General features: G+C 67.9%; 32 protein-coding genes and 2 tRNA genes. 27 read left to right on the top strand and 7 right to left on the bottom strand.

The window, feature by feature from the left end; translation table 11 throughout:
• The first annotated feature begins 10 nt into the window (after positions 1–10).
• Together AC1RN5_RS10700 and AC1RN5_RS10695 are read left to right on the top strand one after the other, a co-directional pair.
• Positions 11–511 (top strand): hypothetical protein, encoded by a 501-nt coding sequence (locus AC1RN5_RS10700; RefSeq protein ID WP_493041135.1) that lies wholly within the window; start codon positions 11–13, stop codon positions 509–511.
• Between the two features lie 131 nt (positions 512–642).
• Positions 643–1,353: a hypothetical protein gene (locus tag AC1RN5_RS10695; RefSeq protein ID WP_493041134.1), complete on the top strand. Its 711-nt coding sequence runs from the start codon at positions 643–645 to the stop codon at positions 1,351–1,353.
• A gap of 132 nt (positions 1,354–1,485) precedes the next feature.
• On the opposite strand, the gene AC1RN5_RS10690 is transcribed toward AC1RN5_RS10695, so the two are convergent.
• From AC1RN5_RS10690 to AC1RN5_RS10680, 3 genes are all read right to left on the bottom strand, one after another.
• Positions 1,486–1,866 carry a DUF5615 family PIN-like protein gene (locus AC1RN5_RS10690; protein WP_493041133.1) on the bottom strand — a complete coding sequence of 127 codons (381 nt, stop codon included), beginning with the start codon at positions 1,864–1,866 and terminating at the stop codon, positions 1,486–1,488.
• Positions 1,866–2,495, bottom strand: a complete 630-nt coding sequence (locus AC1RN5_RS10685; RefSeq protein WP_493041132.1) for a DUF433 domain-containing protein — start codon at positions 2,493–2,495, stop codon at positions 1,866–1,868. Before AC1RN5_RS10685 ends, AC1RN5_RS10690 begins: the two co-directional genes overlap by 1 nt.
• Positions 2,496–2,755: 260 nt before the next feature.
• A complete protein-coding gene (locus AC1RN5_RS10680) occupies positions 2,756–3,712 on the bottom strand; it encodes an IS1595 family transposase (RefSeq protein ID WP_493041131.1) in 957 nt (318 codons plus the stop codon).
• 257 nt (positions 3,713–3,969) lie between these two features.
• Here AC1RN5_RS10680 and AC1RN5_RS10675 point away from each other — a divergent pair, with 257 nt between their 5' ends.
• Entirely contained in the window at positions 3,970–4,791 is an 822-nt protein-coding gene (locus tag AC1RN5_RS10675) for a hypothetical protein (RefSeq protein WP_493041130.1), read from the top strand.
• Between the two features lies 1 nt (position 4,792).
• Positions 4,793–5,482: a hypothetical protein gene (locus tag AC1RN5_RS10670; protein ID WP_493041129.1), complete on the top strand. Its 690-nt coding sequence runs from the start codon at positions 4,793–4,795 to the stop codon at positions 5,480–5,482.
• Here the strand turns inward: AC1RN5_RS10670 and AC1RN5_RS10665 are convergent.
• The gene (locus AC1RN5_RS10665) at positions 5,476–5,868 is read right to left on the bottom strand and encodes a hypothetical protein (protein ID WP_493041128.1); all 393 of its coding nucleotides are present in this window, start codon (positions 5,866–5,868) and stop codon (positions 5,476–5,478) included. The genes AC1RN5_RS10670 and AC1RN5_RS10665 overlap by 7 nt on opposite strands.
• Before the next feature lie 259 nt (positions 5,869–6,127).
• Here AC1RN5_RS10665 and AC1RN5_RS10660 point away from each other — a divergent pair, with 259 nt between their 5' ends.
• The 6 genes from AC1RN5_RS10660 to AC1RN5_RS10635 all read left to right on the top strand — a co-directional run bounded on the left by AC1RN5_RS10660 (position 6,128) and on the right by AC1RN5_RS10635 (position 10,037).
• On the top strand, positions 6,128–7,324 hold the full coding sequence (locus AC1RN5_RS10660; protein WP_493041127.1) for a P22 phage major capsid protein family protein: 1,197 nt from the start codon (positions 6,128–6,130) through the stop codon (positions 7,322–7,324).
• A gap of 76 nt (positions 7,325–7,400) precedes the next feature.
• Complete coding sequence (locus AC1RN5_RS10655) at positions 7,401–8,036, top strand: phage adaptor protein (RefSeq protein WP_493041126.1); 636 nt, start codon at positions 7,401–7,403, stop codon at positions 8,034–8,036.
• A complete protein-coding gene (locus AC1RN5_RS10650; RefSeq protein WP_493041125.1) occupies positions 8,024–8,272 on the top strand; it encodes a hypothetical protein in 249 nt (82 codons plus the stop codon). Before AC1RN5_RS10655 ends, AC1RN5_RS10650 begins: the two co-directional genes overlap by 13 nt.
• Positions 8,272–8,916: a hypothetical protein gene (locus tag AC1RN5_RS10645; RefSeq protein ID WP_493041124.1), complete on the top strand. Its 645-nt coding sequence runs from the start codon at positions 8,272–8,274 to the stop codon at positions 8,914–8,916. Before AC1RN5_RS10650 ends, AC1RN5_RS10645 begins: the two co-directional genes overlap by 1 nt.
• A gap of 9 nt (positions 8,917–8,925) precedes the next feature.
• Entirely contained in the window at positions 8,926–9,336 is a 411-nt protein-coding gene (locus tag AC1RN5_RS10640; protein ID WP_493041123.1) for a hypothetical protein, read from the top strand.
• A complete protein-coding gene (locus tag AC1RN5_RS10635) occupies positions 9,336–10,037 on the top strand; it encodes a glycine-rich domain-containing protein (RefSeq protein WP_493041122.1) in 702 nt (233 codons plus the stop codon). The genes AC1RN5_RS10640 and AC1RN5_RS10635 overlap by 1 nt, the downstream gene beginning before the upstream one ends.
• Positions 10,038–10,136: 99 nt before the next feature.
• Here the strand turns inward: AC1RN5_RS10635 and AC1RN5_RS10630 are convergent, their stop codons facing one another.
• Entirely contained in the window at positions 10,137–11,006 is an 870-nt protein-coding gene (locus tag AC1RN5_RS10630) for an FkbM family methyltransferase (protein ID WP_493041121.1), read from the bottom strand.
• Between the two features lie 232 nt (positions 11,007–11,238).
• On the opposite strand from AC1RN5_RS10630, the gene AC1RN5_RS10625 reads away from it, so the two are divergent.
• From AC1RN5_RS10625 to AC1RN5_RS10610, 4 genes are all read left to right on the top strand, one after another.
• Positions 11,239–12,747, top strand: a complete 1,509-nt coding sequence (locus AC1RN5_RS10625) for a hypothetical protein (RefSeq protein ID WP_493041120.1) — start codon at positions 11,239–11,241, stop codon at positions 12,745–12,747.
• The gene (locus AC1RN5_RS10620) at positions 12,725–13,102 is read left to right on the top strand and encodes a hypothetical protein (RefSeq protein WP_493041119.1); all 378 of its coding nucleotides are present in this window, start codon (positions 12,725–12,727) and stop codon (positions 13,100–13,102) included. The genes AC1RN5_RS10625 and AC1RN5_RS10620 overlap by 23 nt, the downstream gene beginning before the upstream one ends.
• Entirely contained in the window at positions 13,102–13,998 is an 897-nt protein-coding gene (locus AC1RN5_RS10615; RefSeq protein WP_493041118.1) for a hypothetical protein, read from the top strand. Before AC1RN5_RS10620 ends, AC1RN5_RS10615 begins: the two co-directional genes overlap by 1 nt.
• 62 nt (positions 13,999–14,060) lie before the next feature.
• Positions 14,061–14,408 (top strand): hypothetical protein, encoded by a 348-nt coding sequence (locus AC1RN5_RS10610; protein WP_493041117.1) that lies wholly within the window; start codon positions 14,061–14,063, stop codon positions 14,406–14,408.
• On the opposite strand, the gene AC1RN5_RS10605 is transcribed toward AC1RN5_RS10610, so the two are convergent.
• A complete protein-coding gene (locus tag AC1RN5_RS10605; protein ID WP_493041116.1) occupies positions 14,405–14,983 on the bottom strand; it encodes a DUF2239 family protein in 579 nt (192 codons plus the stop codon). The two genes, AC1RN5_RS10610 and AC1RN5_RS10605, sit on opposite strands and share 4 nt — an antisense overlap.
• Positions 14,984–15,048: 65 nt before the next feature.
• Here AC1RN5_RS10605 and AC1RN5_RS10600 point away from each other — a divergent pair, with 65 nt between their 5' ends.
• Positions 15,049–15,264, top strand: coding sequence for a hypothetical protein (locus tag AC1RN5_RS10600; RefSeq protein ID WP_493041115.1), 216 nt, complete (start codon positions 15,049–15,051; stop codon positions 15,262–15,264).
• A 65-nt stretch (positions 15,265–15,329) separates the two neighbouring features.
• Here AC1RN5_RS10600 and AC1RN5_RS10595 read toward each other — a convergent pair.
• A tRNA-Thr gene (locus AC1RN5_RS10595) sits at positions 15,330–15,404 on the bottom strand.
• Between the two features lie 69 nt (positions 15,405–15,473).
• Here AC1RN5_RS10595 and AC1RN5_RS10590 point away from each other — a divergent pair.
• From AC1RN5_RS10590 to AC1RN5_RS10535, 12 genes are all read left to right on the top strand, one after another.
• A complete protein-coding gene (locus tag AC1RN5_RS10590; RefSeq protein WP_493041114.1) occupies positions 15,474–15,677 on the top strand; it encodes a hypothetical protein in 204 nt (67 codons plus the stop codon).
• Positions 15,678–15,748: 71 nt separating this feature from the next.
• Positions 15,749–16,168: a DUF2948 family protein gene (locus AC1RN5_RS10585; protein ID WP_493041113.1), complete on the top strand. Its 420-nt coding sequence runs from the start codon at positions 15,749–15,751 to the stop codon at positions 16,166–16,168.
• 42 nt (positions 16,169–16,210) lie between these two features.
• Positions 16,211–17,503, top strand: a complete 1,293-nt coding sequence (gene hisD / locus AC1RN5_RS10580; protein WP_493041112.1) for a histidinol dehydrogenase — start codon at positions 16,211–16,213, stop codon at positions 17,501–17,503.
• Positions 17,504–17,560: 57 nt separating this feature from the next.
• A complete protein-coding gene (locus AC1RN5_RS10575; protein ID WP_493041111.1) occupies positions 17,561–18,805 on the top strand; it encodes a mechanosensitive ion channel family protein in 1,245 nt (414 codons plus the stop codon).
• Positions 18,806–18,912: 107 nt separating this feature from the next.
• Entirely contained in the window at positions 18,913–19,581 is a 669-nt protein-coding gene (locus AC1RN5_RS10570) for an SH3 domain-containing protein (protein WP_493041110.1), read from the top strand.
• A gap of 156 nt (positions 19,582–19,737) precedes the next feature.
• Positions 19,738–20,217: a UPF0262 family protein gene (locus AC1RN5_RS10565; RefSeq protein WP_421931049.1), complete on the top strand. Its 480-nt coding sequence runs from the start codon at positions 19,738–19,740 to the stop codon at positions 20,215–20,217.
• Positions 20,218–20,223: 6 nt separating this feature from the next.
• On the top strand, positions 20,224–20,676 hold the full coding sequence (locus AC1RN5_RS10560) for an arsenate-mycothiol transferase ArsC (protein ID WP_493041109.1): 453 nt from the start codon (positions 20,224–20,226) through the stop codon (positions 20,674–20,676).
• Between the two features lie 154 nt (positions 20,677–20,830).
• Positions 20,831–21,049: a translation initiation factor IF-1 gene (gene infA / locus AC1RN5_RS10555; protein WP_215341158.1), complete on the top strand. Its 219-nt coding sequence runs from the start codon at positions 20,831–20,833 to the stop codon at positions 21,047–21,049.
• Between the two features lie 18 nt (positions 21,050–21,067).
• Positions 21,068–21,649, top strand: coding sequence for a Maf family nucleotide pyrophosphatase (locus tag AC1RN5_RS10550; RefSeq protein WP_493041108.1), 582 nt, complete (start codon positions 21,068–21,070; stop codon positions 21,647–21,649).
• Positions 21,646–22,683 (top strand): ribonuclease E/G, encoded by a 1,038-nt coding sequence (locus AC1RN5_RS10545; RefSeq protein WP_493041107.1) that lies wholly within the window; start codon positions 21,646–21,648, stop codon positions 22,681–22,683. Before AC1RN5_RS10550 ends, AC1RN5_RS10545 begins: the two co-directional genes overlap by 4 nt.
• Positions 22,680–22,853, top strand: a complete 174-nt coding sequence (gene yacG / locus AC1RN5_RS10540; RefSeq protein WP_421931054.1) for a DNA gyrase inhibitor YacG — start codon at positions 22,680–22,682, stop codon at positions 22,851–22,853. The genes AC1RN5_RS10545 and yacG overlap by 4 nt, the downstream gene beginning before the upstream one ends.
• Before the next feature lie 65 nt (positions 22,854–22,918).
• Positions 22,919–22,994, top strand: a tRNA-Phe gene (locus tag AC1RN5_RS10535).
• Positions 22,995–22,999: the final 5 nt, after the last annotated feature.

The following is a 22,999-nucleotide window of genomic DNA, read 5'->3' as shown; positions in this document are numbered from 1 at the left end:
GAGGGGATAGATGCGACGGATGATGGCGTTGGCGCTGGGCTCCCTCCTGCTCATCGCCGGCGCGCCGGTACCCGCTGCGCCGGCGACGGGCCGGCTGGCCGCCGTGGGCGTGCCCGTCGTGGTGACCGCCCACAACGGGAAGCTGGTGGCGACCGCCAGGATCTCCAAGGCGCCGGCCGGACCTGACACAGTGATGCAGACCCAGTGGCCATTCAGCGAGTTCCAGGCGCCGCGGAGCCAGGTGGGGCGGATCAGGATCACCGTTTCCGGGCGCGACGTCATCGTCCCTCTGAGCGCGGTGATGGGGCTCTACGAGCCGGGCGAGGTCGCCCTCAAGGCCGATCGGTCCGGCTTCGTGCTGCAGATTCACGGCGGTGACGCTTACCTCGCCTATGACGCCCGCATCCGGTTCGACGGAACCGACGTGCTGGAGAGGACCATCACGGGGGGCGAGTCCGGCCAGCTCCAGGAGCGGACCACCTACAACACCGCGCCCTTCCCGTACGAGTAGGGCTCGAGGCCGACCCGCACCTCACCGTGGGAACAGTCACCGTCGAATTGTTCTCCGTTTGTTCTTGACATCTGCGGGCGATGTTACACTTCCCATACCAAGCGCAAGCTGTGGTATGAAGGCGGCGTGTCGTGAGCGCGCCGCTTCCTCAACGCGAAGGCGGCTTTCGGGGGACGCCGTTGATGAAATTCACTTTGACCTATGACGGGCCCCTCCCTGCCTCGGCTAACAAGCCGAAGCCCAAAGCTAAGTGGGAGATTAGGAAGCATTTTCACCCCCAACTCGTCGACCTTTGGACTAACCACCCGGCGCTCATCTCAGTGAGCACGAACGGCGAGTATCCACTGAACGGCGGAGTGCTGATTCAAGGCCACCACCTCCATCGGCGACCACTCCTGTCGCCCTTTGCTCCTCGCATCAAACCTGCCGATGAGCCGCCGCGCGAACTCATTGACCTCAACGAGCCCATCGACAAGCATGGCCACCGGTTTTGGCCGCTTGTCCGAGATTCCTACGACCTGCACTGCGGCCTTAAGGTGCTCTTTCTGCGAAAGGAGCCGGCGGGCGCCATCTACCAGGGCGGGGACATCGACGGTCGCATCAAGACCCTGCTCGATGCGCTGTCGATGCCGCAGCACAAGGAGCAGGTTATGGCCGATCGAGACGCCTCCAACCCAATGATGTGCTTACTTGAAGACGACGCCATGATTTCCAGCTTAGAGGTCGAGACTGACCGCCTGCTGACTGACGTCGACCATCCCAAGGATCACGTCCGGCTAATTATCGCTGTGGACGTTCGGGTCAGGGTGGCCCGAATCTACAATCAATCGTTCTTGGGCTGACGCGGCGCACGCCCGGCCCTTGGGCTTGTGGTTGGCTGAAGGCTTCCTAGATAACATTCGCTGTAGCTCAGCAGGAAGAGCGCCGGACTGTCACTCCGGATGTCGTGGGTTCGAGGCCCACCAGCCCAGCCATCACTTCGAGAACTTCACCTGCCCCACCTTGAGCCGCGCGACCATGCGTTCAGCGGCTGCCTTGTGTGCCCACTGGGCCTCAACGAGATGGATGTGCTCTTTGACTGCGGCGAGGAGTTCAGGCCCGTGGCCGGTCAGGCCGATGCGGCTGAGCGTGGCATAGCGCGGTTGCTCAAATCGTTGGTGGTTGAAGTCCTTGTCCTGGCTGACAAGGATACGGTCATCCTCCATCGCCGTGGTCGCCACGACAGGGTCTGGCGTTCCTTCGGGCAAATGCTTCTTACACACGTACACGCTGTGCCCGCGTCCGCGCAGATAGCGGACTATCGAATCGCCAATGTTTTCGTCTGTGAAGAACCGGAGCTTTAGCTGCGCCGCCACTAAGCCGCGATTTGCGACCGGAAGGCGATGGCGGCGGCCACGTCTTCAGCGGACAGGTTGGGGTACTCCCGAAGAATTTGCGCGGTGCTGTAGTCAGCCGCAGCGAAACCTTGGATGGCCGCCACTGGAATCCGGGTGCCCGCGATTACGTACTGATTTTGCGCGACGAACTTGTCGCGTTCGATACGCCCCGGCTTGCGGCGATCATTCAGCTTCGAGATATCTGCTCGGACGCCGCTGATCGCCACCTTGAGAGGGATGTCAAACACTTGCTGATCGGTGAGCAGCTTGTGGCGATAGCGGCTTCCCGGTGACTTGACGACCACTTCCTTGCCCAGCACGTACAGCACAGTGGAGGCCCATGGAGTGTCGGATAGCTTGGACAGTTTCGCGTGAACTTCGATGAGGTGGCGCAGGGGAACGCGATGGGCGTGGAGCTGACCCAGAACGCGCGCCGATACGACATCACGGAACGAGTAGATCCGCCCATACGGGATGTGTGGGTCGCTGACGCCGAAGCTCGGGTGGAGCAAGCCCTTTCGGTCCCATTGCCTTAGAAGGCCACGGGAAACATCGGCGAGCGCAGCGGTCTGCTCCTCGCTGAAAGCGCCGATGACATTGTCAGTCATCGTCGCTCACCGGCTTCTCTGGTGGGCGTACAACACGCCTAAATGCCCTGTCGAAGGCCTCAACCTCGGCGGATGCCTCTACCTCATGAGCCATCTCCACGAACCGCGCGTGGCGCTGTTCGTCGGTCAACTTCGCTGGTTTGGGCTCAGTCGCCATGGGCTGAATATGGCCTCCGCCGATTCATTCGCCAAACGGCAATTCTAGTTGCGGGTTTCGGTCGCGGCGCGGCCAGCGGTGCGGCTTGGTGAACCATCGGCCCTTACCAGACGATCCGGCCTTCGGCGGCGGGCCACCGGCGACTAACTGTTTCATAGGTGAGGCGCTTGCCGCGGACACCCATGAGGGCGTTTTCGGCGCGGGCCTTGTCATCCACGCCGACCGCGATCCGGTTGGAATAGCGGAAATCGAACTCAGCCAGATAGCGGTGCAGGTGCTTGCGCGAGCAGTGCTGATAGATGCCGCGCATCCCGCGCTTGAAGATCGAGAAGGTGCCCTCAACGGTGTTGGTGTGGACGGTAACGTCGCCCTTGCGGACGTACTCGCCCTTGGAGTGATTGACGGCTTCATGGCCCGCCAGGACCGCGCCGACGCGGCGATAGACGTTCGAGGAGTCGGTGAGCAGGCGGGTGTCGGCGGCAAGGTTGGCGCCCACGGCGTTGGTGACGGCGTTGGCGGTCACGTTGTCCAACACCTGGGAGCGCACGCGCCCGGTCTGACGGTCAACCATGCTCAGCACGGCATTCATGTTCTTGCCGCCGCGCGCCGAGAAATTGCCGTCCCGACCGATGTAGGTTTCGTCGGCTTCAACGTCCCCGCCGCCACCGCCCAAGGGGGTGAGAGCGCCGTCAGCCATGGCCTCGCGGATGCGATGGGTGAGGAACCAGGCGGTCTTCATGGAGCAATCCAGCATCCGCTGAATCTGGCGGGTGCTGACGCCCTTCTTGCTCGCGCACATCAGGTGGATGACTTGCAGCCAGAGATGTAGGGGCAGGTGCGAGGACTCGAAAATGGTCCCCTGGCGCACGGTGAACTGGCCCTTGCAGGAGTAGCACTTGTGCAGGCCGATCCGGGTGGTCTTGCCGCCTAGGCGGCCGACGCGCTCGCACTCTCCGCAGTGCGGGCAGAACGCGCCATCGGGCCAAAGGCGCGCCTCCACGTACTCGAAAGCGCCGGCTTCAGTCTGGAATTGCGGGGCATTGAAAACGGACTTGGCCACGGGAGTTCTCCTATGACCTCACCCTATATTTTGGGGCGGGTATGTCAAGTGTAACATCGCCCATCTGCGCGGCTTTTTGGGACAATATCAATATTGGTTAGAGGTGCGTTCCACGCACCGGTCCCGCTGCGGGACCTGCTCACGGGCTGAGCGTCGCGGCCTTTTCGACATGCGCTTTGAAGTCCCGCGGGATCGCCGGGGGCTTGGCGCGTGCGTCATCACCGGCCCTTGGCGGGCCGATCACCCCTGAGGACATCATGAGAGACGAAGACGCGACCAATCTGGCCGTGGACGCTGACGTCCTGGCCGAAGTCGCCGAGGCCCAGGCGCCCGGCGAACCCCCTGAGGACGACCTTGAGGAGGTCGAGCACGACGGGCAGTTCTACCGCATCCCGCGGGCCCTGAAGGGCGCCTTCCTGATGCACGGGGACTATACCCGCAAGACCCAGGAGCTGGCCGAGCACCGGCGCGCCCTGGAGGCCCAGCGCCGGGCCCACGCCGAGGAGGTCGAACTTGCCCACGCCGATATCGGCGACCGGGCGCGGCTGCACCTGCTGGACCAGCAGCTCGAGGCGTATCAGGGCGTCGACTGGGAGGCGTTCGGCCAGGCCGATCCGCAGAGCGCCCAGGCGCTGTGGGCGGAGTTCACGGAAACCCAGCAGGTGCGCGACCAGTTCGCCTGGTCGCTCGCCCACAGGACCGAGAAGGGGCGCCTGGAGGCGCAGCGCAGGGCGGCCGAGCAGTTGGCCGAGACCGGCCGGGTGCTGAGTCAGGAGATCGAGGGCTGGTCGCCGGAGGTGGCCGCCAAGCTGGTGGAATATGCCGGCGCCTTCGGGGTGACCCTGGAGGAGTTGCGGGAGATCGCCGACCCGCGGCTATGGAAGATCCTGCACCGCGCCCACCTGGGCGAGCAGCTGGAAAAGCAGCAGGTCTCCGCCAAGACCCTGGCCCAGAGCCAGGCCGTGCGCCCGGCGATCTCGGTCACCGGGGCCGCGGTTCCGGGTGGCGGGGTGCGCGACGAGATGGCGACTGGGGAGTGGATCCGCCGCCGCAACGAACAGGCGCTGAAGGGGCGTTGAGATGGCGACCGTCGACAAGCTGATCCTTCGAAATCGGGCGTCGCTGGCGGCCGCCCCCAAGAGAGCCAAGGCCGGCGGTCCGCCCGGGACCCTGGTGACCGTCAAGGCCAACGACATCCTTCAGACGAAACTTCCATGGCTGCCATCTTGGGCGTCCGCCGGCCCGGACCACATGTTCATCGAGTACGACGACGGGGACAGGCAGTTCATCGCCCGCGGCGGTCCATCAGCGGAGGGCGCCGCCTTCGTTCGCGATGGTCTGGCCGGGAACCTGCGCGTTCGAAGCGCGGTGACGCCGGCCCGGGAGAGCAAGGACTTCGGCCGTGCGGATCGCGCGGTCTTTCAGACCTTCATCCCGAACAAGACGGCGCAGGAGGCTTCGGCGCCCGCGCGCGCCGAGGTCAGGCGGACCAACCGGGCCGACAACCTCTATGGCTGGAACGTGAACTCGAACAGCTTCGTCGGGGACGTCATGCAGGCGACGATCGGCAAACGCGTCGGAGACAAGGCGACTCCCGGCCACGACACGCGCCTGGAGGGCGGCAAGTTCTCGCCCGAGATGCAGCGATCCCGGGCCGTGCTTGGAACAGGCTTCGGCTCCACCGCGCCAGGACTTCTGCTCTCCCGGCTGTCGAAGGGACTGGATGGTGCGCCTGGGATCCCGATGCTGCCCGGCTACTCGGGCTACTGAAGACCAGGCTGATTCGGCTGGGTTGGCATGCCGCGCTCTTGGAAGAGCACGACGAGCATGGCGATGAGACCGGCGACAAAGGGTATGGCCGCCCAGGGACCGACCAAGAGCAGGATGACCCCTAAAGCCTCGCCGCTATCGCCACCTTGCCAGAACAGATAGCCGACCAAGAAGCACAGGATAGCGGTGGGGATGGCCATGATCAGGAAGATGGCCGCCAGCCTGGTCAGCTTCTGACCGACCCCTTGAGCCGGCGGCTCGCGGATTATCAGCCAAAATATCCAAAGCGCAGCGATCGGCATCACCACGTAGATCTGCGTCGGGACATACCCCAACAGCAGGAGCGCGCTGGGGATGCCGTACCGCCGCACCAGTCTTTGGCTCATCAAACCGCCGCCTCGTTCCTTATTCGTTCTCGAACCTAGCCGAACGTCGCGAAAGATCAACATTCGGCGTCGCCCGCCGACCGAGACAACCTTCGCGCGACCAATCCAGCTCTGGAAGTCGCCATCACCACCCGCGCGAACCGCGCCTGTACCCCGGACCGTGCGCTGGCCTGGCCAGGACCGCCGCCGCTGATCCTTACCATGAACACTGCGCCGCGCGCCTGAGGGCCGCCGCGCCATCCGAAGAGGACGCCAGACCTTGGCCAACACCCTGCTTTCCCCCACCGCCGTCACGCGCGAAGCCCTGCGCGTGCTGCACCAGAAACTGAACTTCGTGGGTTCGATCACCCGCGAGTACGACGACAGCTTCGCCCGCCAGGGCGCCAAGGTGGGCGACACCCTGAAGGTGCGCCTGCCCAACCAGTACATCGTGCGGACCGGCTCGACGCTGGCCGCCCAGGACACCACCGAGACCAGTGTCGACCTGAAGGTCCAGACCCAGAAGGGGGTGGACCTGAACTTCACCTCCGTGGACCTGACCATGAGCCTGGACGACTTCAGCGACCGCGTCCTGGAGCCGGCGATGAGCGTGCTGGCGGCCAATATCGAGGCCGACGCCATGACCATGTACAAGGACGTCAACAACCAGGTGAACAACCATGGCGCGGCCACGACCTTCGCCAAGGTGCTGCAGGGCCGCAAGATCCTGGTGGACAACCTGGCCCCGCTGGCCGGCCGGACCTGCAACCTGAACACCCAGGACAATGTGGACCTGGTGGACGCCCTGAAGGGTCTGTTCAACGACAAGACCAACCTGTCCAAGCAGTACCGCGAGGGCTTCATGGGCCGGACCGCCGGGTTCGACTTCATGGAGAACACCCTGTGGCCCAGCCACACCGTGGGCTCCAAGGCCGGCGCCCCGCTGGTGAACGGGGCGGGCCAGACCGGCGCGACCCTGGTGACAGACGCCTGGACCGCCTCCACCGCGGCTCTGAAGAAGGGCGACATCTTCACGATCACCGGCGTGTTCCGGGTGCATCCGGAGACCAAGGGCTCCACCGGCGTGCTGCAGCAGTTCGTGGCCACCGCCGACGGGACGGCCGATGGCGCCGGCAACCTGACCATCCAGATCAGCCCCTCGATCATCACCTCCGGGGCGCTGCAGAACGTCAGCGGCTCGCCGGGCGACAACGTGGCGCTGACCGTGGCCGGGACCGGGAACACCGCCCACGGCCTGTCCATGGCCTATCACAAGGGGGCCTTCGCCTTCGCCACCGCCGACATGGTGATGCCGCGCGGCGTCGACTTCGCCGCGCGGGAGGCCTTCGACGGGATCTCGATGCGGATCGTGCGCCAGTACGACATCAACAACGACAAGTTCCCCTGCCGGCTGGACGTGCTCTACGGCTTCAAGACCCTGCGGCCGCAGCTCGCCTGCCGCCTGGCCAACAACTAGCCGCCCGCGGGGCGGCCGCCGGTTCGTGGCCGCCCCGGCTTCCTTTTCCCAGACCCGATAGACGGAGGCGCGTCGCATGGCGCTGGCGACCTATGCCCAATTGAAGACCGCCGTGGCCGACTGGCTGGAACGTGGCGACCTGGCCGACCGCACGGGCGACTTCATCGCGCTGGCTGAATCGCGGCTGAACCGCGTGCTGCGCCTGCGGATGATGGAGACCGAGGAGGCGTTGACCGCCACGACCGGGGTTCGCACCGTGCCCCTGCCGGCCGGGTTCCGCGAGCCGGTGGCCCTGTGGCTCAACCGGCCCGAGGGGCGCACGGCGCTGCGGTTCGTCGATCCGGCCCTGCTGCCGGCGGCGACGGCGGCGGGGGAGCCGCAGGCGTGGAGCCTGAACGGCGGCGTCATCGCCTTCGACCGGCCCTGCGACCGCGCCTATGGCCTGACCCTGCGGATGGTAGGGCGGCTGGCCCTGTCGGACGCCCAGCCCACCAACGCGGTGCTGGCCGACTATCCGGACCTGTATCTGTTCGGCGCCCTGGTGGAGGCCGCGCCCTATCTGAGGGACGCCGAGCTGCTGAGCCTGTTCGCCGCGCGGCTGGAGGCGGCGCTGAGCGAGGCCCGCGCCAAGGAGGCCCGGGGCAAGGCGCTGGCCACCCTGGCGGCCGAGCCGCTGCTGGCGGCCGGGGGGCGGTCGGCATGGCCGTCCTGACCCCCGACGCTCCGGCCAGCCTGAGGCCGATGCTGAGCGAGATCCTGGAGGCCCTGCGGGCCCTGCGGGCCCTGCGGGCGCCCGGGGCGCCGAGTCCGGTCTTCGCCTGCGTCCAGGCCCAGCTGCCGCCGGCGGCGGCCTGGCCGCGCAGCCTGCTGCTGGTGAGCGACCTAAACATCCTGGCCCTTTCCGACGGAATCCACTGGATCCGGCAAGACACGGGAGCTGCGCTCTAATGCCCTCATCCTACACCCCCCGACTGCGGCTGGAGCTGCAGGCGGCCGGCGAAAACCTCAACACCTGGGGCGCGCCGAAGCTGAACAACGCGATCAGCCGCCTCGACGCGGCGATCGCCGGGCGCGCCAGCGTGGCCCTGGCCGGGGCGCCCTATGTCCTGGCCGCCTCCAACGGCGACGACGAGGCGCGCTCGGCCATCCTGGACTTCACCGGGACGGGCCCGGCCACCGTGACCCTGCCGTCGGTGTCGAAGCTCTATCTGGCCCGCAACGGCGCCAGCGGGGCGGTGACGCTGACGACCGGGGCCGGCGCAACCGTGGCGCTGGCGGTGAACGACACCGCCCTGGTGGTCTGCGACGGCGCCAACGTCTTCTCCCTGGCCATCGGGGGGACCTCCATCAAGGCCTATGTCGACGCCGTGCGGACCTATGTCGACCAGCAGGCCTGGGCCGGCCAGGCCGGGGTGCTGCCGGGGCAGGGGGGCAATGGCGGCAAGTTCCTGAAGACCGACGGGACGACGCCGGCCTGGACCGCGCCGGCCGTCGCCGACCTCTCCGACTACGCCAGCGACCAGGCGGCCAAGGCCGCCGCCGCGAGCGCCGCCGCGACCGCCCGGGCGATCGCCTTCTCACTCCTGTTCTGAGGATCACCCATGGCCGTCACCGGCAACAACGTCATCACGCCCCAGACGCCGAAGTCGGGCGTCGCCGTCTGCACGACGGCCAACTCCACCTATTCCGACACCCCCACCAACACCCAGAAGCTGCTGACCGCCGGCCCCAACGGCGCCCGGGTGACCAAGATCACCGCCCTGGCGCGGGCGACCGTGACGGCGACGGAGCTGCAGCTCTACGTCTCCTACGACGCGGGCACGACCAAGAAGCTGATCAATTCCAAGCTGATGGCCGCCTACACCGTGGCCCAGACGACGGGGCAGACGCCGGCCGACTTCGGGTACAGCGAGGACGCGGCGATGATCCTGGCGGCCAATGCCGAGCTCTATGTGGCGATCGGGGTGAGCAATACGGGGATCGTGTTCGCGGCTGAGTGGGGGGATTACTGATGCGTCCTGGGCTTTTTAAGGCCAGGCGCCTGTCCCAGGCGATGAATCCACCCAAGAGGTCGGGCGCCTCCAAACCAATACACGCCTTCAGAACCTTCACCGCAGGGCCCGGCTCCTACACAGCAACACAGGACTGCGATGTCGTCGTCGGGATCATTGGCGCAGGCGGAGCGGCGGGACTCGCCTCCGAAGGCCAAGAGTGTGGTGGGGGCGGAGGCGGCGCGGCACTGAAGCGCTTTTCGATGAAACGGGGACAGGCCTTCACTTACAATGTGGGTGCTGGGGGTGTTCGGTCGTGGGGAAATGGGGGCGACACGACGCTGACGACTCCCGCGGGCTTCGTCGTGACCGCGACCGGTGGAAGAGGTGCGCTAACTCAAACGCCCGGCATGGGACTCAATGGCGATTTGAACCGCACCGGCGGGGCAGGGGGGCTCGTTGGCAGCAATGGCTCGGCTGGTGAGTTCGGAGGTGCAGGAGGCGCAGGGAATGGATCCAATCGCACTGGAGGCGGCGGTGCAGCCGGCTTCAGTGACATTTTCCCGCTATTCTTCGCCGGCCGCGGCGCGGCGCCTGGGGAGGGGACACCTCCTACTGGAGCGGTCTACTGGCCTGGCGGTGGATCAGGCGGTGGCACCATCACCGACGGTTCAGACGGCGGTCCGGGCGCGATCTATTTCATCGTCTCGGCTGCCATATAAGGCGAGCCTCTTTATTCATCTTCAATCTTGCAGTGTTGATGATGTGCGATCAACTCGCCCGTTTCGAATCGAGATGCGATGTTGAATCAAGTTTAGAGCTTAATTTTGAGTGTTAGGAGGCGTGCTGGCTGTCTGTGGCGTTTCAGGCCAGTCTCGACGTCCGTACCCGTACCGCGCGAGATACGGGTAGTCCTTCACCAATGCAGGGCTAGTTGGTCCGTCCACAACAGGCGGCATCGGCCAGCTTGGCTCCTTGCCATCAGGCAAGGCCAGGATGTTGAAATCCCCCTTGTTGCGCATGGCCTCGTCGCCTGATCGCTCAGAGAGGGGTGTGACAAACGGTGCCAGGAACCACCAGAGCCTGTATCCAGCTTGGCCGAAGAGGTCGATGACCGCCCGATTGCCGGGTGTATCCCCGCTTGATTCGACGAGCCAAGCTGGCCTGACATCATTCAGGACACGGGTTCCGCCACGCAGAACCTGAAGTTCATAGCCCTCCACGTCGATCTTTACGATCGTCGTGTCGCCGGGAGCCAAGGCGTCGAGCGTCGTCATCTGAACCACTTCCTCGGGGTAAGCTCCGGCATGATGGAAGCCGGAGGTGCCGAGGTTGCCCATCTCGGACAAGGGCATCATCGGAAACTTGGCGAGCCTGCGGGTCTCGCCAACTGCTGCGTGGTGCACTGCGACATTGCTTAGGCCGTTGTTGAGTGCGTTCGCTGCAAGCAAGCCTGCGACCTCTCGATTGGCCTCTACGGCAATGACCCGAGCGGCCGTCTTCGCGACGGGCAGGGCAATCGACCCAATATTGGCACCGATATCGATATAGGTCCCGACACCGACTAGCTCCGAGATTAGTTCCATCTCCGGTCGGGCGAACTCACCAAATTCTCGCAGAGACTTGCTCACGCCCATGTCGGCTGTCGGCACGAGGAATTCGAGCCCATAAGCGTTGGTCTTCTCGATCATAGCCACCGCTCGTTTCCCTTGGTGATGCCTCGAAGGCTCGCGACGTGTCCGCCCAAGGCGCGCTTGCTGCTCTGCTCTGAGCAGACCTCCCAGCATCGCCGAGTCTGGCCTCGTACGAATTTGGCATCGGCGGCGGCATCGGTCGAGTTGAAGCTGGAGAGAACCCCGCTCTGCGGGTCGGCAAAGCTCGCCCTTGGCACAGTGTCCTCCCCCCACTCAGGTAAGGCCCCCAATGCGCATCCCCCTCGACATCCCGCCAGGCCTCTCGGCGGATGACACAAGCTTTGCCTCCGCTGGCCAGTGGGCCGACGCCTCCAATGTGCGGTTCTGGCGCGGCCGTCCGCAGGTGATCGGGGGGTGGGAGCGATTGGTGGATGCGCCGGTGACGGGTGTCTGCCGCGGTGTCCTGCCGTGGACCGACAGGGCCGCGGTGCTGAACATCGCCTTCGGGACGCACAGCAAGCTGCAGGTCTTCAAGGGCGGGGGGCTGTATGACGTCACCCCGGCCGGACTGACGGCGGGACTGATCGACGGGACGGGGGGGCAGGGGTTCGGGACCGGCGCCTATTCGACCGGGAACTGGTCGGAGCCGTCGTCGGGGGATTATTTCCCACGCACCTGGTCGCTGGCGGCCTGGGGCGAGAACCTGCTGGCCTGTCCGCGGGACGGCGGGATCTATGGCTGGACCAACAACACCGCCGCGGCCGCCGCGGCGCTCGCCAACGCTCCGGCGCGGGTGACGCACATGCTGGTGGCGCCCACCGACCAGGTTTTCGCGCTCGGCTGCAACGAAGAGGTGTCGGGGACCTTCAATCCGCTGTGCCTGCGGCATTCCTCGGTCCGCAACAACACCGAGTGGGCGACCACCGCCTCCACCACGGCCCGGGAGTACATCCTGCCGGGCGGGGGGCGCATCGTGGCGGGCCGGGTGATCGGCCCCTACCTGCTGATCTGGACCAGCCACGCCCTGTTCCTGGGGACCTTCGTCGGGTCCCTGACCCAGCCCTGGCGGTTCGACCGGGTCGGCGAGAAGTGCGGCCTGATCGGGCCCAACGCCGCGGTGGTGGTGGGGCAACAGGCCTTCTGGCTGGGTCCGGACCTGCAGTTCTACCGCTACGTCCTGGGCGGGGCGCCCGAGGCCTTGCCTTGTCCGATCCGCGAGGGGCTGGCCGACAACCTGGCCGCCTCCCAGGGGGACAAGATCGTCGCCTCCTCGTCCTCGGCCCTCAGCGAGATTCGCTTCGACTATCCCGATGCGCGGGAGGGGGCGGAGAACAGCCGCTACCTGCTGATGTCCCTGACGGACGGCGCCTGGTCGCGGGGGACCATGGCGCGCACGGCGATGATCGACGCCGGCCCTTCGCAATATCCCATCGGCGTCGACCCGGGCGGAGCGGCCTATTGGCACGAGCGGGGCGCCAGCGCCGACGGCGGCGCCTTCTCCTGGTTCGTGGAGAGCGCCGACCAACTGCTTGATCCCGACGCGACGGCCCTGGTGCGCGGGCTGTGGCCCGACATGGCCGACCAGGTGGGGCCGGTCTCGGTCTCGGTGACCAGCCGGCTCACGCCGCAGGGCGAGGAACGCGCCACGAGCGCCTACGGCATGGCCCCGGGCGCCGAGCGCGTGGACCTGCGGATGAGCGGGCGCATGTTCCGCGTGCGCTTCGCGGGCGGCTCGGCGCCCACCGCCTGCCGCATTGGCCGCCCGGTGTTCGACATTGCCCCGGCCGGAAGCCGCTGAGGGCGCGATCGGCTGGGCGCGCTATCGCGCCTGGCTGCTGCCGGCTTTGCGGGACGACTGCGCCGGCGAGGCGGAGCTGCTGGGGGACATCCTCTCGGGCCGGGCGCAGCTCTGGGCCGGCGAGGCGGCGGCCATGGTCACCCAGCGGATCTGCGAGGACGGGGTCCACAAACTGCATGTCTGGCTGGGCGGCGGGGACCTGAGGGAGCTCCTGGCGATGCGTCCCGGCATCGAGGCCTGGGCGCGGGGGCAGGGCTGCCGACACATCACCATCGACGGACGGACGGGCTGGAGCCGCGTGCTGAGACGACAGGGCTACGCAACCGTCGGACATCAACTGCAAAGGACGCTCTGATGAGCAAGAAATCGAAGACGAGTTCCACCTCGACCAGTCACAGCGTGACGACGCCGACGAACCCCGACTGGGTGACCAACATGGCGCAGAGCCTGAACCTGGGGATCCAGAGGGTCGGCGGCGCCAGTCCCTATGACTATGTCGCCCCGGTGTCGGCCCTGGAGCGCCAGGCCGAGAGCGGGGCGGCCGGGTTGGGCGCGCTGCGGGGCGGCGACGCCAAGACCGCCGGGAGCGACGCCTGGTTCTCGAACCTGCTGAACGGCGCCGCGCCGGCGGTCAGTTCGGCGAGCCTGCTCGACAACCTGTCATCCTACTATAATCCGTACCGGGACCAGGTGATCGACGCCGCCAGCGCCGACTTCGACGCCAATGCCGGGAAGACGCGGGCGGCGCAGGACCTGGCCATCGCGGGGCAGGGGGCCTTTGGGGGCTCCGGCGCGGCCGTGGCCAAGTCCCAGACCGAGGGCGAACTGGCGCGGGCCAGGAGCAGTGGAATCTCGCAGCTGCTGTCGGAGATGTTCACCACCAGCGCCGGCCTTTCGGGCCAGGACGCCGACCGCCGCCAGCAGGCCTCCTCGGCCAATGCGCAGCTGGCGCTGCAGGACCGGCAGATGAAGCTGCAGGGGGCCCTCGATCTCGCCGCCAGCCATCGCGACAACATCAGCACCCAGGCCGCCCTGGGCGCTCAGCTCCGCGCGGCCGATGATCAGTTGCGGAAGGCGCCGATCACCACGCTGAACTCACAGATCGACATGTTCTCTGGTCTGCCCACCTCGCTGTTTACGGGGTCGGTGTCGGACTCCACGGGGACCGGCAACAGCACGACGAAGGAGACCGGCGCGAGCGTGGGAGAAATCGCGCAATTGGCTCAAGCCATCAGCGGGTTCCGAAAGTGACGCCTCAATTTGGCGACCAGGAGACTTCATTGGTCGGAGTGAGTGGCGAGGATGCTTCCCGTATGCAGACGCTCGATGCGCTTCAGAACGCCCAGATTCTAACCCTCCGTCAGATTGGCGAAAACGTCGCCGCACAGACGCGTCGCCTGGAAGGCCTGACCACCAAGGTCGATGACGTCCGGGAGCGCCTCGTCCGTCTGGAGGCCCAGGAGGCGGGGAAACTGGTGGAGGCGCTACGGTCGGACCTGAAGGCCGCGGTCGCGCGGGTCGATCTGCTGGAGGCGGCCCGCAACAAGATCGAGGGCGCCGCCGCCCTGTGGAACTGGGTCGTGAAGAGCGCGCCCTGGCTGGCCGCCGGCATCTCCGCCTTCGTCGCGGGGATCGGGCTGAAGTCCCTGGACGGGCGCTAGGCGGCGCCGGCGGCCTGAAGCCGTTCCACGCGAGAGACAAGGCGCCGAAGATAGTCGCCGACGTCCTTCGGCCAGACGGCGGTGAGGTCGGCGAAGCGTGCGTAGTCCTTCGCATAGAAGGCGCGCATGGCTTCTTCGTAGTCGGGCAGGTCTCCGGCCAGGGTGGTCATGGCGCGGTGGGCGGCCTCCAGGGCCAGGCGCGCGTCACCGGCGCCCGAGTTCTCGCGCGACGCCTGCTCCACCAGCCGGCGCAGCACCGCCGAGGCGCCGCCGGGCTGGCCGGCGAGCCAATCCCAATGCCGGGGCAACAGGGTCACCTCGCGAGCGGTGACGCCGAGCCTAGGCCGGCCGCGCCCAGGTTTGGGCGGCGGTTCGGTGGCCGGCAGACGCGCCAGGACGTCGGCGGACGAGCCCCGGAAGTCCAGTTCCACCGTGCGGCCGGTGGCGTCCTCGAAGACCAGGATCGGATCCAGGCCCCGGTCGTGGGCCGCCTTGGCGGCGAGGGCCACCTGGGAGAGGGCGCCGGCGGCCAGCCGATCATGGCCGGCGAAGGCGGTGAAGGTCTCGTCGTCCATGGCGGTCCCACCTCCCGGTTCGAAATATTACCCGGATATATAATCGGCCTCGACAGGAGCCAATGATGAAATCGATTCTTCCGCCCCTGGCCGCCCTTGTCCTCTGCGGCTGCGCGCAGGCCGCGCCCGCGGTCCGACTGGGGGTGGATCTCTACTGCGAAGGCCTCACCGCGGCGGCCAGACAGGCGATCCGCGAGCAATTGACGGCGGGGATCACGGTCCTGGCCTGTCCGGAAGGCCCTGCGCCCGCGCCGACGCCGGAGCGCGGGGCGCCGGAATGACAAAGGGACGGACCGCTGGTGCGATCCGTCCCCCTGAAATCCTCTGCAAATGCAGAGGCTTGTAGTGGTGCCGTTGCAGGGATTCGAACCCTGGACCTCAGCCTTACCAAGGATGCGCTCTACCTCTGAGCTACAACGGCGAAAAGGCGAGGGCGGGCTATAGCCAACGTCGAGGGCCGCGTGAAGCCTAAAAGCGGCGGGAAGAGAACTTGACGCGCCAGACGCGTCGCCTCACCCCTTCGGATATGGCGAAAACCGGCAAGACGCAGCCGCAGGAACGCGAGGCGCAACTGGCCCAGGCGCTGCGCGCCAATCTGCGGCGGCGCAAGGCGTCCGACCGCAAGGCCCCACCCGACACGCCAACGGATCAACCACCGACCGGCCGCCTTCCGCCCGGCCCAACCTCGGGCTAGATAGCCTCACCCCGACGGATCGCCGATGCGGGGGGCGGGACGCCCGCAGGGGCGCAATCTGGGACGACATCATGAGCGATCTGCTCCACCTGCTGGCGGAAGACGCCGAGGACCTCGCGGTCATTTCGGCGGCGTTGCAGGACGCGGTGGCGAAGATCGGCGACATCATCGTGGAGCGCCAGGCCCGCCGCGTGACGGTGAGCTTCAATCGCTACCGCTGGGAAGGGAAGGGCGGCGAGCGGGTCCGTTCAGCGCTGCAGATCGGTTCGGTCCTGGGCGTGCAGGCGCGAAATCTGCGGCGGGGCGCCAAGGCCGCGGTGATCGAACTGCTGACCCTGGAGTTCGAGCCGGGCGATCCGCCGGGCGGCACCATCACCCTTAGCTTCGCCGGCGGCGGCGACCTGCGGATCGCCGTGGAGTGCGTCGACGCGGTCCTGGCCGACATCTCCGCGCCCTGGCCGACGCCGCGAACCCCCACGCACCAGACCTGACAAGGCGTAGCGTTCGCGGCCGCGCGCCGCTAAAGAGCGCCCATGCGCCGCTTCCGTCTTTCCGAGCCCGGCTTCGAGGCCGCCTTCGCCGCCTTCATCGAGGAACGCCGCGAGACCCCCGAAGAGGTCGACCTCCTGGTGCGCGACATCCTCCTGGCGGTCCGCGCCGAGGGGCTCGACGCCGTCCTGCGCTTCGGTCGCCAGTTCGACCGCGCGGAGATCGACGCCGACACCATCCGGGTGACGGCCGAGGAGATCGAGGCCGGCGCCGCCCAGTGCGCGCCGGAGGTTCGGGAGGCGATCACCTTCGCGGCCAAGCGGATCCGCAGCTATCACGAGCGCCAGCGTCCCGCCGACCAGTGGTTCAAGGACGAGGCCGGAGTCGAGCTGGGCTGGCGTTGGACGCCCCTGGAGGCCGTGGGAATCTATGTGCCCGGGGGCCGCGCGGCCTATCCCTCCACCGTGCTGATGAACGCCGTCCCGGCCTCGGTGGCCGGGGTGGAGCGGATCGCCATGGTGACCCCGCCGGGGCGCCTGCAGCCGGCGGTGCTGGCGGCGGCCAAGGAGGCCGGGATCACCGAAATCTGGCGGGTCGGCGGCGCCCAGGCGGTGGCGGCGCTGGCCTATGGCGCCGGACCCATCCTGCCGGTGGACAAGATCGTGGGACCGGGCAACGCCTTCGTCACGGCCGCCAAGCGCCGGGTCTACGGCGCCGTCGGGATCGACGCGCTCGCCGGCCCCTCGGAGATCGTGGTGGTGTCGGACGCCGCCAGCCGGGCCGACTGGATCGCCGCGGACCTGCTGTCCCAGGCCGAGCACGACCCGGCCGCGCAGTCGATCCTGATCACCGACGACGAGGCCTTCGCCGACGCCGTCGAAGCTCAGATCGCGGCGCAGCTGAAGAGCCTGGGAACGAGCGAGGACGCGTCGGTCTCGCTGCGCAACCACGGCGCGGTGATCATCGCGCCGTTGGAGGAGTCGCCGCGGCTGGTGAACCTGATCGCGCCCGAGCACGTGGAATTCGCCCTGGACACCCCGGAACGGCTGGCCGACCGGGTGCGGCACGCCGGCGCCATCTTCCTGGGTCGACACACACCCGAGGCGATCGGCGACTATGTCGCCGGCTCCAATCACGTCCTGCCCACCAGCCGGGCGGCGCGGTTCTCGTCGGGTCTGTCGCTCTATGACTTCATCAAGCGGACCTCGATCGTGAAGTGCGACGAGGCGGCGTTCGCGATCCTGGGGCCGCCGACGGCGGCCCTGGCCGACGCCGAGGGCCTGCCCGCCCACGCGCGATCGGCGGCCATCCGGCTGGGTCAGATCCAGGAACCCTAGGCGGCCAAGGACGTTTGCCGCTTCGTTGGAGTGGGCGCAGCCAGAGACCGTTTCCGCATGCCTGTTGCTTCCGCCGCGCCCGCGGCGACGGCCGCCTCGGCGGCGCAACCTTCCGCCGGCGAAGGCCTGCTCGCTACCCTGCACGACGTCTGGATCGACCTGGCGCGCCTCGGGCCGCGGGAAGCCGCCCTCAACCTGTTGTTCTCCGTGGTCGTGGTGGCGCTCGCCCTGCTGATGATCGCGGGGCTGCGGCGCCTGTTCAACTTCTGGATCGGCCGCCTGGCCGACACGCCGACCGAGGTGAGGCAGGCCAGCGTGTCACGCGCGGCCGGATTGACCTGGCTGCTGATCCGCCTGGCGATCCTGGGCGGCGCCCTGCTGCTGCTGGCGAGGGTCTGGGGAATCGATCCTTTCGCCTGGATGGAGGGGGAAACCCGCGGCGGCCTGCTGCGGGCGCTCGGCGTGGTCATCCTGGCTGTGGGGGCGGTCGAGGTGGCCGGCTTCGTGGTCGACCACATGGTGGCCGGGGTGGCGCGACGCAGCGGCGACGGGCGCCGCGCGGCGCAGATCCGCACGCTTGGCCCCCTGATCCGGGGCTTCATCCAGAGCGTCCTGGTGGTGGTTTCGGTCCTGACCTTCCTCTCCGAGATCGGGGTGAAGGTGGGGCCGCTGCTGGCCAGCGCCGGTGTGGTGGGGGTGGCGATCGGCTTCGGCGCCCAGACCCTGGTGAAGGACTTCCTCACTGGCCTGTTCCTGATCGCCGAGGACGTGGTCTCGGTGGGGGACAATGTGCGGATCGGGGACTCCGGCGGCACGGTGGAGGCCATGACCCTGCGCACCATCCGCCTGCGCGACCAGAACGGCACCCTGCACATCTTCCCCTATTCGGAGGCCCAGGTGATCCACAACCGGACCAAGACCTTCTCCTCCTATGTGTTCGAGATCCTGGTCACCTATGGCTCGGACGTGGACAAGGCTCTGGAGGTCATGCGCCGGCTGGGAGATGAGATGCGGGCCGAGCCGGAGTTCGCCAACCAGATCACCCGGCCCTTCGAGGTGCTGGGGGTGGATCGGCTCGATCCCACCGGGGTGCTGCTCAAGGCGCGGGTCACCACACGGCCACGTGACCAGTGGGCGGTGGGGCGCGAATATAATCGCCGCCTGAAGACTCTTTTTGAGCAGGAAGGCGTGGAGATCGCCTACCGGCCGGTGGGGGCTCCGGCCCCGACAGCGCCCACAACCCCTTCCACGCCAAGGGATGAGCCCGCTCGCGCGGCCGCCAACGACCCTCCCCGAAGCTGAACGCTTTCTGACAGGGCCGTCCAGGCGCCGGTTCAGGGTGGGGCCTCTAGGGTGGGGTCATCGGAGCCGACGAGGCTTCGAACCCATTCCAAGACGGAGACCAAGCCATGCAAACTTCCACCAAGCTGATTCGCAGCGCGGCTGTCGCGACGATGGCCGCCGCTCTCACCGCCGGCGCCGCCTCGAGCGCCTCGGCCCAGACCTACCGCGCGCCGACCGGTTCGGGCCTCGGCTCCATCGTCAGCTGCGACGCTCCCGGCGGCAAGCAGGCGGGCGGCGCCCTGATCGGCGCCCTGCTGGGCGCGGCGGCGGGTTCGAACCTGGCCAAGAACGACCGCGGCACGGGCACCGCCATCGGCGCGGTGGTGGGCGCGGCCACCGGCTCCTATGTCGGCTGCAAGATGCAGCGCGAGGGCCAGGCCCAGAGCGCCTACGGCTACGGCCAGACCTATGAGCCGGGCTACAGCCAACCCGCCTACCAGCAGCCCGCCACCTACAGCCACGCCGGCTATCGCCTGTCAGGCGACATCGCCCCGGCCGCCTATGTCAGGGACGGCGGGACCTTCGCGGCCCGCACCACGGTGAACCTGCGCGGCGCCCCGACTACGGCGGCCCAGCGCGTGGGCCAACTGCGGGCCGGCGAGCGCTTCCAGGCCCTGGCCCGGGTGCGCGGCAGCGACTGGATCCTGGTGGGGCAGGGCGGCGTCGGCGTCGGCTATGTCAACGCCCGCTACGTCCAGCCCACCGGCTATCAGTACGCGGCCTACGGCTACTAGACCGCAACTCAGTTTCCTCCCCCCGATAGACCTCGCCCGGCGCTCCCCAGCGCCGGGCGATTTTTTATGCCCGCGATCAAGGTGAGGCGATCGTGCAGGGTGACGTTAGGGGTTGGTTTGCAATAAACGTCGCTGACCCGTTCCCCACCGACCGCCATGGCCGACGAAGACCGCACCAAGCACCGCCTGCAGACCGTGGAGATCGACGAGGAGTCCCTCGCCGCGGTCTCGCGCGACCAGGAGCAGGAGCGGCAGATCGCGATCTTCGATCTGTTGGAGGAGAACTACTTCCATCCCGAGGGCGCCGAGGGCGGACCCTACGACCTGAAGATGGGACTGGTGGAGAATCGGCTGGTGCTGGACGTGGCGGGGCCGCAGTACGAGCGACGCCATATCCTGTCGCTCTCGCCGTTCCGGGGGCTGATCAAGGACTATTTCCTGATCTGCGAGAGCTACTACCAGGCCATCCGCAACTCCACCCCGTCGCAGATCGAGGCCCTGGATATGGGCCGGCGCGGCCTGCACAATGAGGCCTCGAACCTGCTGCGGACGCGGCTGGCGGGCAAGATCGACACCGATCTCGACACCGCCCGGCGACTGTTCACCCTCATCTGCGCCCTGCATTGGCGGGGGTAGGATTCGATGGTCGCTGATCCGCCCGCGCCGCCCTTGCCAGGGGCGGTGCTCTTCGCCTGCAATTTCAACCGTGTCCGCTCGCCCATGGCCGAGGCGCTGATGAAGCGCGCCCTGGGCGACAGGGTCTATGTGGACAGTTGCGGGCTGAAGCGTGACGAGGCCGAGGGGGTCGATCCCTTCGTCGAGGCGGTGATGGCGGAGTTGAGCGCCGATCTCTCCGATCATCGGCCCAAGACCTTCGAGGACCTCGAGGACTCATCCTTCGACCTGGTGGTCTCCCTGACCCCGGAGGCCCAGCACCGGGCCGTGGAGATGACCCGGGGCCGGGCGGCCGAGATCGAGTACTGGCCGACCTTCGACCCCACCCTGGTGGAGGGCTCCCGCGAGGCGCGGCTGGCGGCCTATCGCGAGGTGCGCGACGCCCTGGCCGACCATATCGCCCAGCGGTTCCGGCGCTAGGCCAGCGAATAGACCGCGCCGCGGCGGACGAAGACCATGTGCTTATCGACCGTGCGGCGGGCTCCGCGTTATGATAGAGGGCTCTCCCACGGCTCGCGCCCCTCGATTCAGGCGTGGGCCGTTCGACTTTTATCGGCGTCTATTTGGAGCCTGCATGGCTAAAGAAGAACTTTTGGAGTTTCCGGGCACGGTCAGTGAAGTCCTGCCCAACGCGACCTTCCGCGTGAAGCTCGAGAACGATCACGAGATCATCGCCCACACCGCCGGCAAGATGCGCAAGAACCGCATCCGGGTTTCGGCCGGCGACAAGGTCCTGGTGGAGATGACCCCCTACGACCTGTCCAAGGGCCGCATCACCTTCCGCGTCCGCTAGCGGGCGCACGGCCCCCTGATGACGACGCCGCGCCTGGTGCTGGCCTCCGCGAGCCCCAGGCGGCTCGATCTCCTGGCCCAGATCGGTCTCGCGCCCGACGCCGTCGTGGCCGCCGAGATCGACGAAACCCCCCTTCCCAACGAGACGCCGCGGCTGCTGGCCCTGCGGCTGGCCGTGGCCAAGGCGGCCAAGGTCGCCGCCGAGCAGCCCGCCGCCTACGTGCTGGCCGCCGACACGGTGGTGGCCGTGGGCCGCCGGGTGCTGCCCAAGGTGGAGAGCGAGGCCGAGGGCCGCGCCTGCCTGGAGCTGCTGTCGGGCCGCGCCCACAAGGTGCTGACCGCGGTGGCCCTGTGCGCGCCCGACGGCCGCGCCGCCAGCCGCCTGGTGGAGACCCGCCTGCACTTCAAGCGCCTGACCGCGGCCGAGATCTCGGAATACCTCGCCGGCGGCGAGGGCGTGGGCAAGGCCGGAGGCTACGCCATCCAGGGCCGGGCCGGCGGCTTCGTCATGGCCCTGCAGGGCTCCTACACCGCCGTGGTGGGCCTGCCTCTGTATGAGACCCAGAACCTGCTGACCGGCCTGGGCTTTTCGCGGTCATGAGCGTGCGCAAGCTCTACCTCGATCGCGGGATCGGCGAGAGCCGCGGGGTGGTCACCCTCGATGGCGCGCCGGAACGGCTGCTGATCGTCCGCGACAACGACCCCGAACTCACCCGCCTCGGCGCCCGGCTGGTGGGCCGGGTGCGCAAGGTGGAGCCGGCCTTCGCCTCGGCCTTCATCGATCTCGGCGGCGTCGAGGCCCTGATGGCCTTCCGGCCCGAGGCGCGGCCCGTCGAAGGCCAGGCGATCGAGGTGGAGGTCCGCAGCGAGCCCCGCGACGGCAAGCTCGCCACCGTCCGGCTCATCGGCCCGGCCGAGGGCAAGCCCCGTCTGCTGACCGCCGCCCCGGACCTCGGCGAGCAACTGGCGAGCTTCGCCCGCGACACCCCCATCGTCGAAGGCCGCGCGGCGCGCGCCATGGCCGACGCCGCCGAGGCCGAGGCGCTGGAGACCATCCACCCCCTGGCGGAGGGCGGCACCCTCGCCATCGAGCCGACCCGGGCCCTGGTGGCCATCGACGTCGATGTCGGCGAGCGCAAGGGCCAGGACGTCAAGCGGGTCACCCGCCAGGCCAACCTCACGGCCCTCGCCGAATCCGCGCGCTTGCTGCGGCTGAAGGGCCTGGGCGGGATCGTGGTGATCGATCTGGTCGGCCGCGGTCATGACGGCAACGCCCTGCTGACGGCGGCCCGCACGGCCTTCTCCCCCGACAATCCCGGCGTCGCCATCGGCCCCGTGGGCCGCTTCGGCACCATGGAGATGACCGTACCGCGCCGAGGCCGAGCGATCCGCGACATCCTGGGCGACGGGGCAGGGGGGCTATCCGACATCACCCTGGCCCTGCGCCTGATCCGGCGGCTGGAGGCCGAGGCCGCCAGCGATCCCGGCGGGCGCCTCGTCGCCACCTGCGCCGCCTCGGTGGCCGCGGCCGCCAAGCCCTATGCCGAGGCCCTGGCGGCGCGCATCGGCGCGCGATTTGTTATAGAGGCCAATCCCGACTGGTCCCGAGACCGCCTGGACGTGAAGACCCTGTGACCGCCGCCCCCTGTCCCATCTGCAAGAAGCCGTCCTCGACCGAATACCGGCCCTTCTGCTCGCGCCGTTGCTCCGACGTCGACCTCCAGCGCTGGCTGGTGGGGAGCTATGCGATTCCGGTGGAGGAGGACGAGGCCGACAGCCTCCACGACGAGGATGACGGGAATTGATGCTCCTCGCTGGACACCGCCCCGACCCTCTTTTATAGACGCGGCTCCCGCGAAGGCGGGCAGACGCCTGGGTAGCTCAGTTGGTAGAGCAGTGGATTGAAAATCCACGTGTCGGTGGTTCGAATCCGCCCCCAGGCACCACCATC

It is taken from the genome of Phenylobacterium sp. GW821-FHT12F10, from assembly GCF_058806695.1.
The sequence above is the reverse complement of the archived record's forward strand: the minus strand, read 5'-3'. Positions and strand labels throughout refer to the sequence as shown.

Excerpts from the sequence above, each read along its gene's own strand:
- AC1RN5_RS10575 (WP_493041111.1), top strand. The coding sequence starts at position 17,561 with ATGCCTGTTGCTTCCGCCGCGCCCGCGGCGACGGCCGCCTCGGCGGCG.
- AC1RN5_RS10670 (WP_493041129.1), top strand. The coding sequence starts at position 4,793 with ATGGCGACCGTCGACAAGCTGATCCTTCGAAATCGGGCGTCGCTGGCG.
- AC1RN5_RS10545 (WP_493041107.1), top strand. The coding sequence starts at position 21,646 with ATGAGCGTGCGCAAGCTCTACCTCGATCGCGGGATCGGCGAGAGCCGC.
- AC1RN5_RS10570 (WP_493041110.1), top strand. The coding sequence starts at position 18,913 with ATGCAAACTTCCACCAAGCTGATTCGCAGCGCGGCTGTCGCGACGATG.
- AC1RN5_RS10675 (WP_493041130.1), top strand. The coding sequence starts at position 3,970 with ATGAGAGACGAAGACGCGACCAATCTGGCCGTGGACGCTGACGTCCTG.
- AC1RN5_RS10560 (WP_493041109.1), top strand. The coding sequence starts at position 20,224 with ATGGTCGCTGATCCGCCCGCGCCGCCCTTGCCAGGGGCGGTGCTCTTC.
- AC1RN5_RS10610 (WP_493041117.1), top strand. The coding sequence starts at position 14,061 with ATGCAGACGCTCGATGCGCTTCAGAACGCCCAGATTCTAACCCTCCGT.
- AC1RN5_RS10700 (WP_493041135.1), top strand. The coding sequence starts at position 11 with ATGCGACGGATGATGGCGTTGGCGCTGGGCTCCCTCCTGCTCATCGCC.
- AC1RN5_RS10600 (WP_493041115.1), top strand. The coding sequence starts at position 15,049 with ATGAAATCGATTCTTCCGCCCCTGGCCGCCCTTGTCCTCTGCGGCTGC.
- AC1RN5_RS10635 (WP_493041122.1), top strand. The coding sequence starts at position 9,336 with ATGCGTCCTGGGCTTTTTAAGGCCAGGCGCCTGTCCCAGGCGATGAAT.
- AC1RN5_RS10640 (WP_493041123.1), top strand. The coding sequence starts at position 8,926 with ATGGCCGTCACCGGCAACAACGTCATCACGCCCCAGACGCCGAAGTCG.
- AC1RN5_RS10565 (WP_421931049.1), top strand. The coding sequence starts at position 19,738 with ATGGCCGACGAAGACCGCACCAAGCACCGCCTGCAGACCGTGGAGATC.
- AC1RN5_RS10650 (WP_493041125.1), top strand. The coding sequence starts at position 8,024 with ATGGCCGTCCTGACCCCCGACGCTCCGGCCAGCCTGAGGCCGATGCTG.
- AC1RN5_RS10630 (WP_493041121.1), bottom strand. The coding sequence starts at position 11,006 with ATGATCGAGAAGACCAACGCTTATGGGCTCGAATTCCTCGTGCCGACA.
- AC1RN5_RS10615 (WP_493041118.1), top strand. The coding sequence starts at position 13,102 with ATGAGCAAGAAATCGAAGACGAGTTCCACCTCGACCAGTCACAGCGTG.
- AC1RN5_RS10625 (WP_493041120.1), top strand. The coding sequence starts at position 11,239 with ATGCGCATCCCCCTCGACATCCCGCCAGGCCTCTCGGCGGATGACACA.
- AC1RN5_RS10665 (WP_493041128.1), bottom strand. The coding sequence starts at position 5,868 with ATGAGCCAAAGACTGGTGCGGCGGTACGGCATCCCCAGCGCGCTCCTG.
- AC1RN5_RS10585 (WP_493041113.1), top strand. The coding sequence starts at position 15,749 with ATGAGCGATCTGCTCCACCTGCTGGCGGAAGACGCCGAGGACCTCGCG.
- AC1RN5_RS10685 (WP_493041132.1), bottom strand. The coding sequence starts at position 2,495 with ATGACTGACAATGTCATCGGCGCTTTCAGCGAGGAGCAGACCGCTGCG.
- AC1RN5_RS10645 (WP_493041124.1), top strand. The coding sequence starts at position 8,272 with ATGCCCTCATCCTACACCCCCCGACTGCGGCTGGAGCTGCAGGCGGCC.
- AC1RN5_RS10655 (WP_493041126.1), top strand. The coding sequence starts at position 7,401 with ATGGCGCTGGCGACCTATGCCCAATTGAAGACCGCCGTGGCCGACTGG.
- AC1RN5_RS10550 (WP_493041108.1), top strand. The coding sequence starts at position 21,068 with ATGACGACGCCGCGCCTGGTGCTGGCCTCCGCGAGCCCCAGGCGGCTC.
- hisD (WP_493041112.1), top strand. The coding sequence starts at position 16,211 with ATGCGCCGCTTCCGTCTTTCCGAGCCCGGCTTCGAGGCCGCCTTCGCC.
- AC1RN5_RS10605 (WP_493041116.1), bottom strand. The coding sequence starts at position 14,983 with ATGGACGACGAGACCTTCACCGCCTTCGCCGGCCATGATCGGCTGGCC.
- infA (WP_215341158.1), top strand. The coding sequence starts at position 20,831 with ATGGCTAAAGAAGAACTTTTGGAGTTTCCGGGCACGGTCAGTGAAGTC.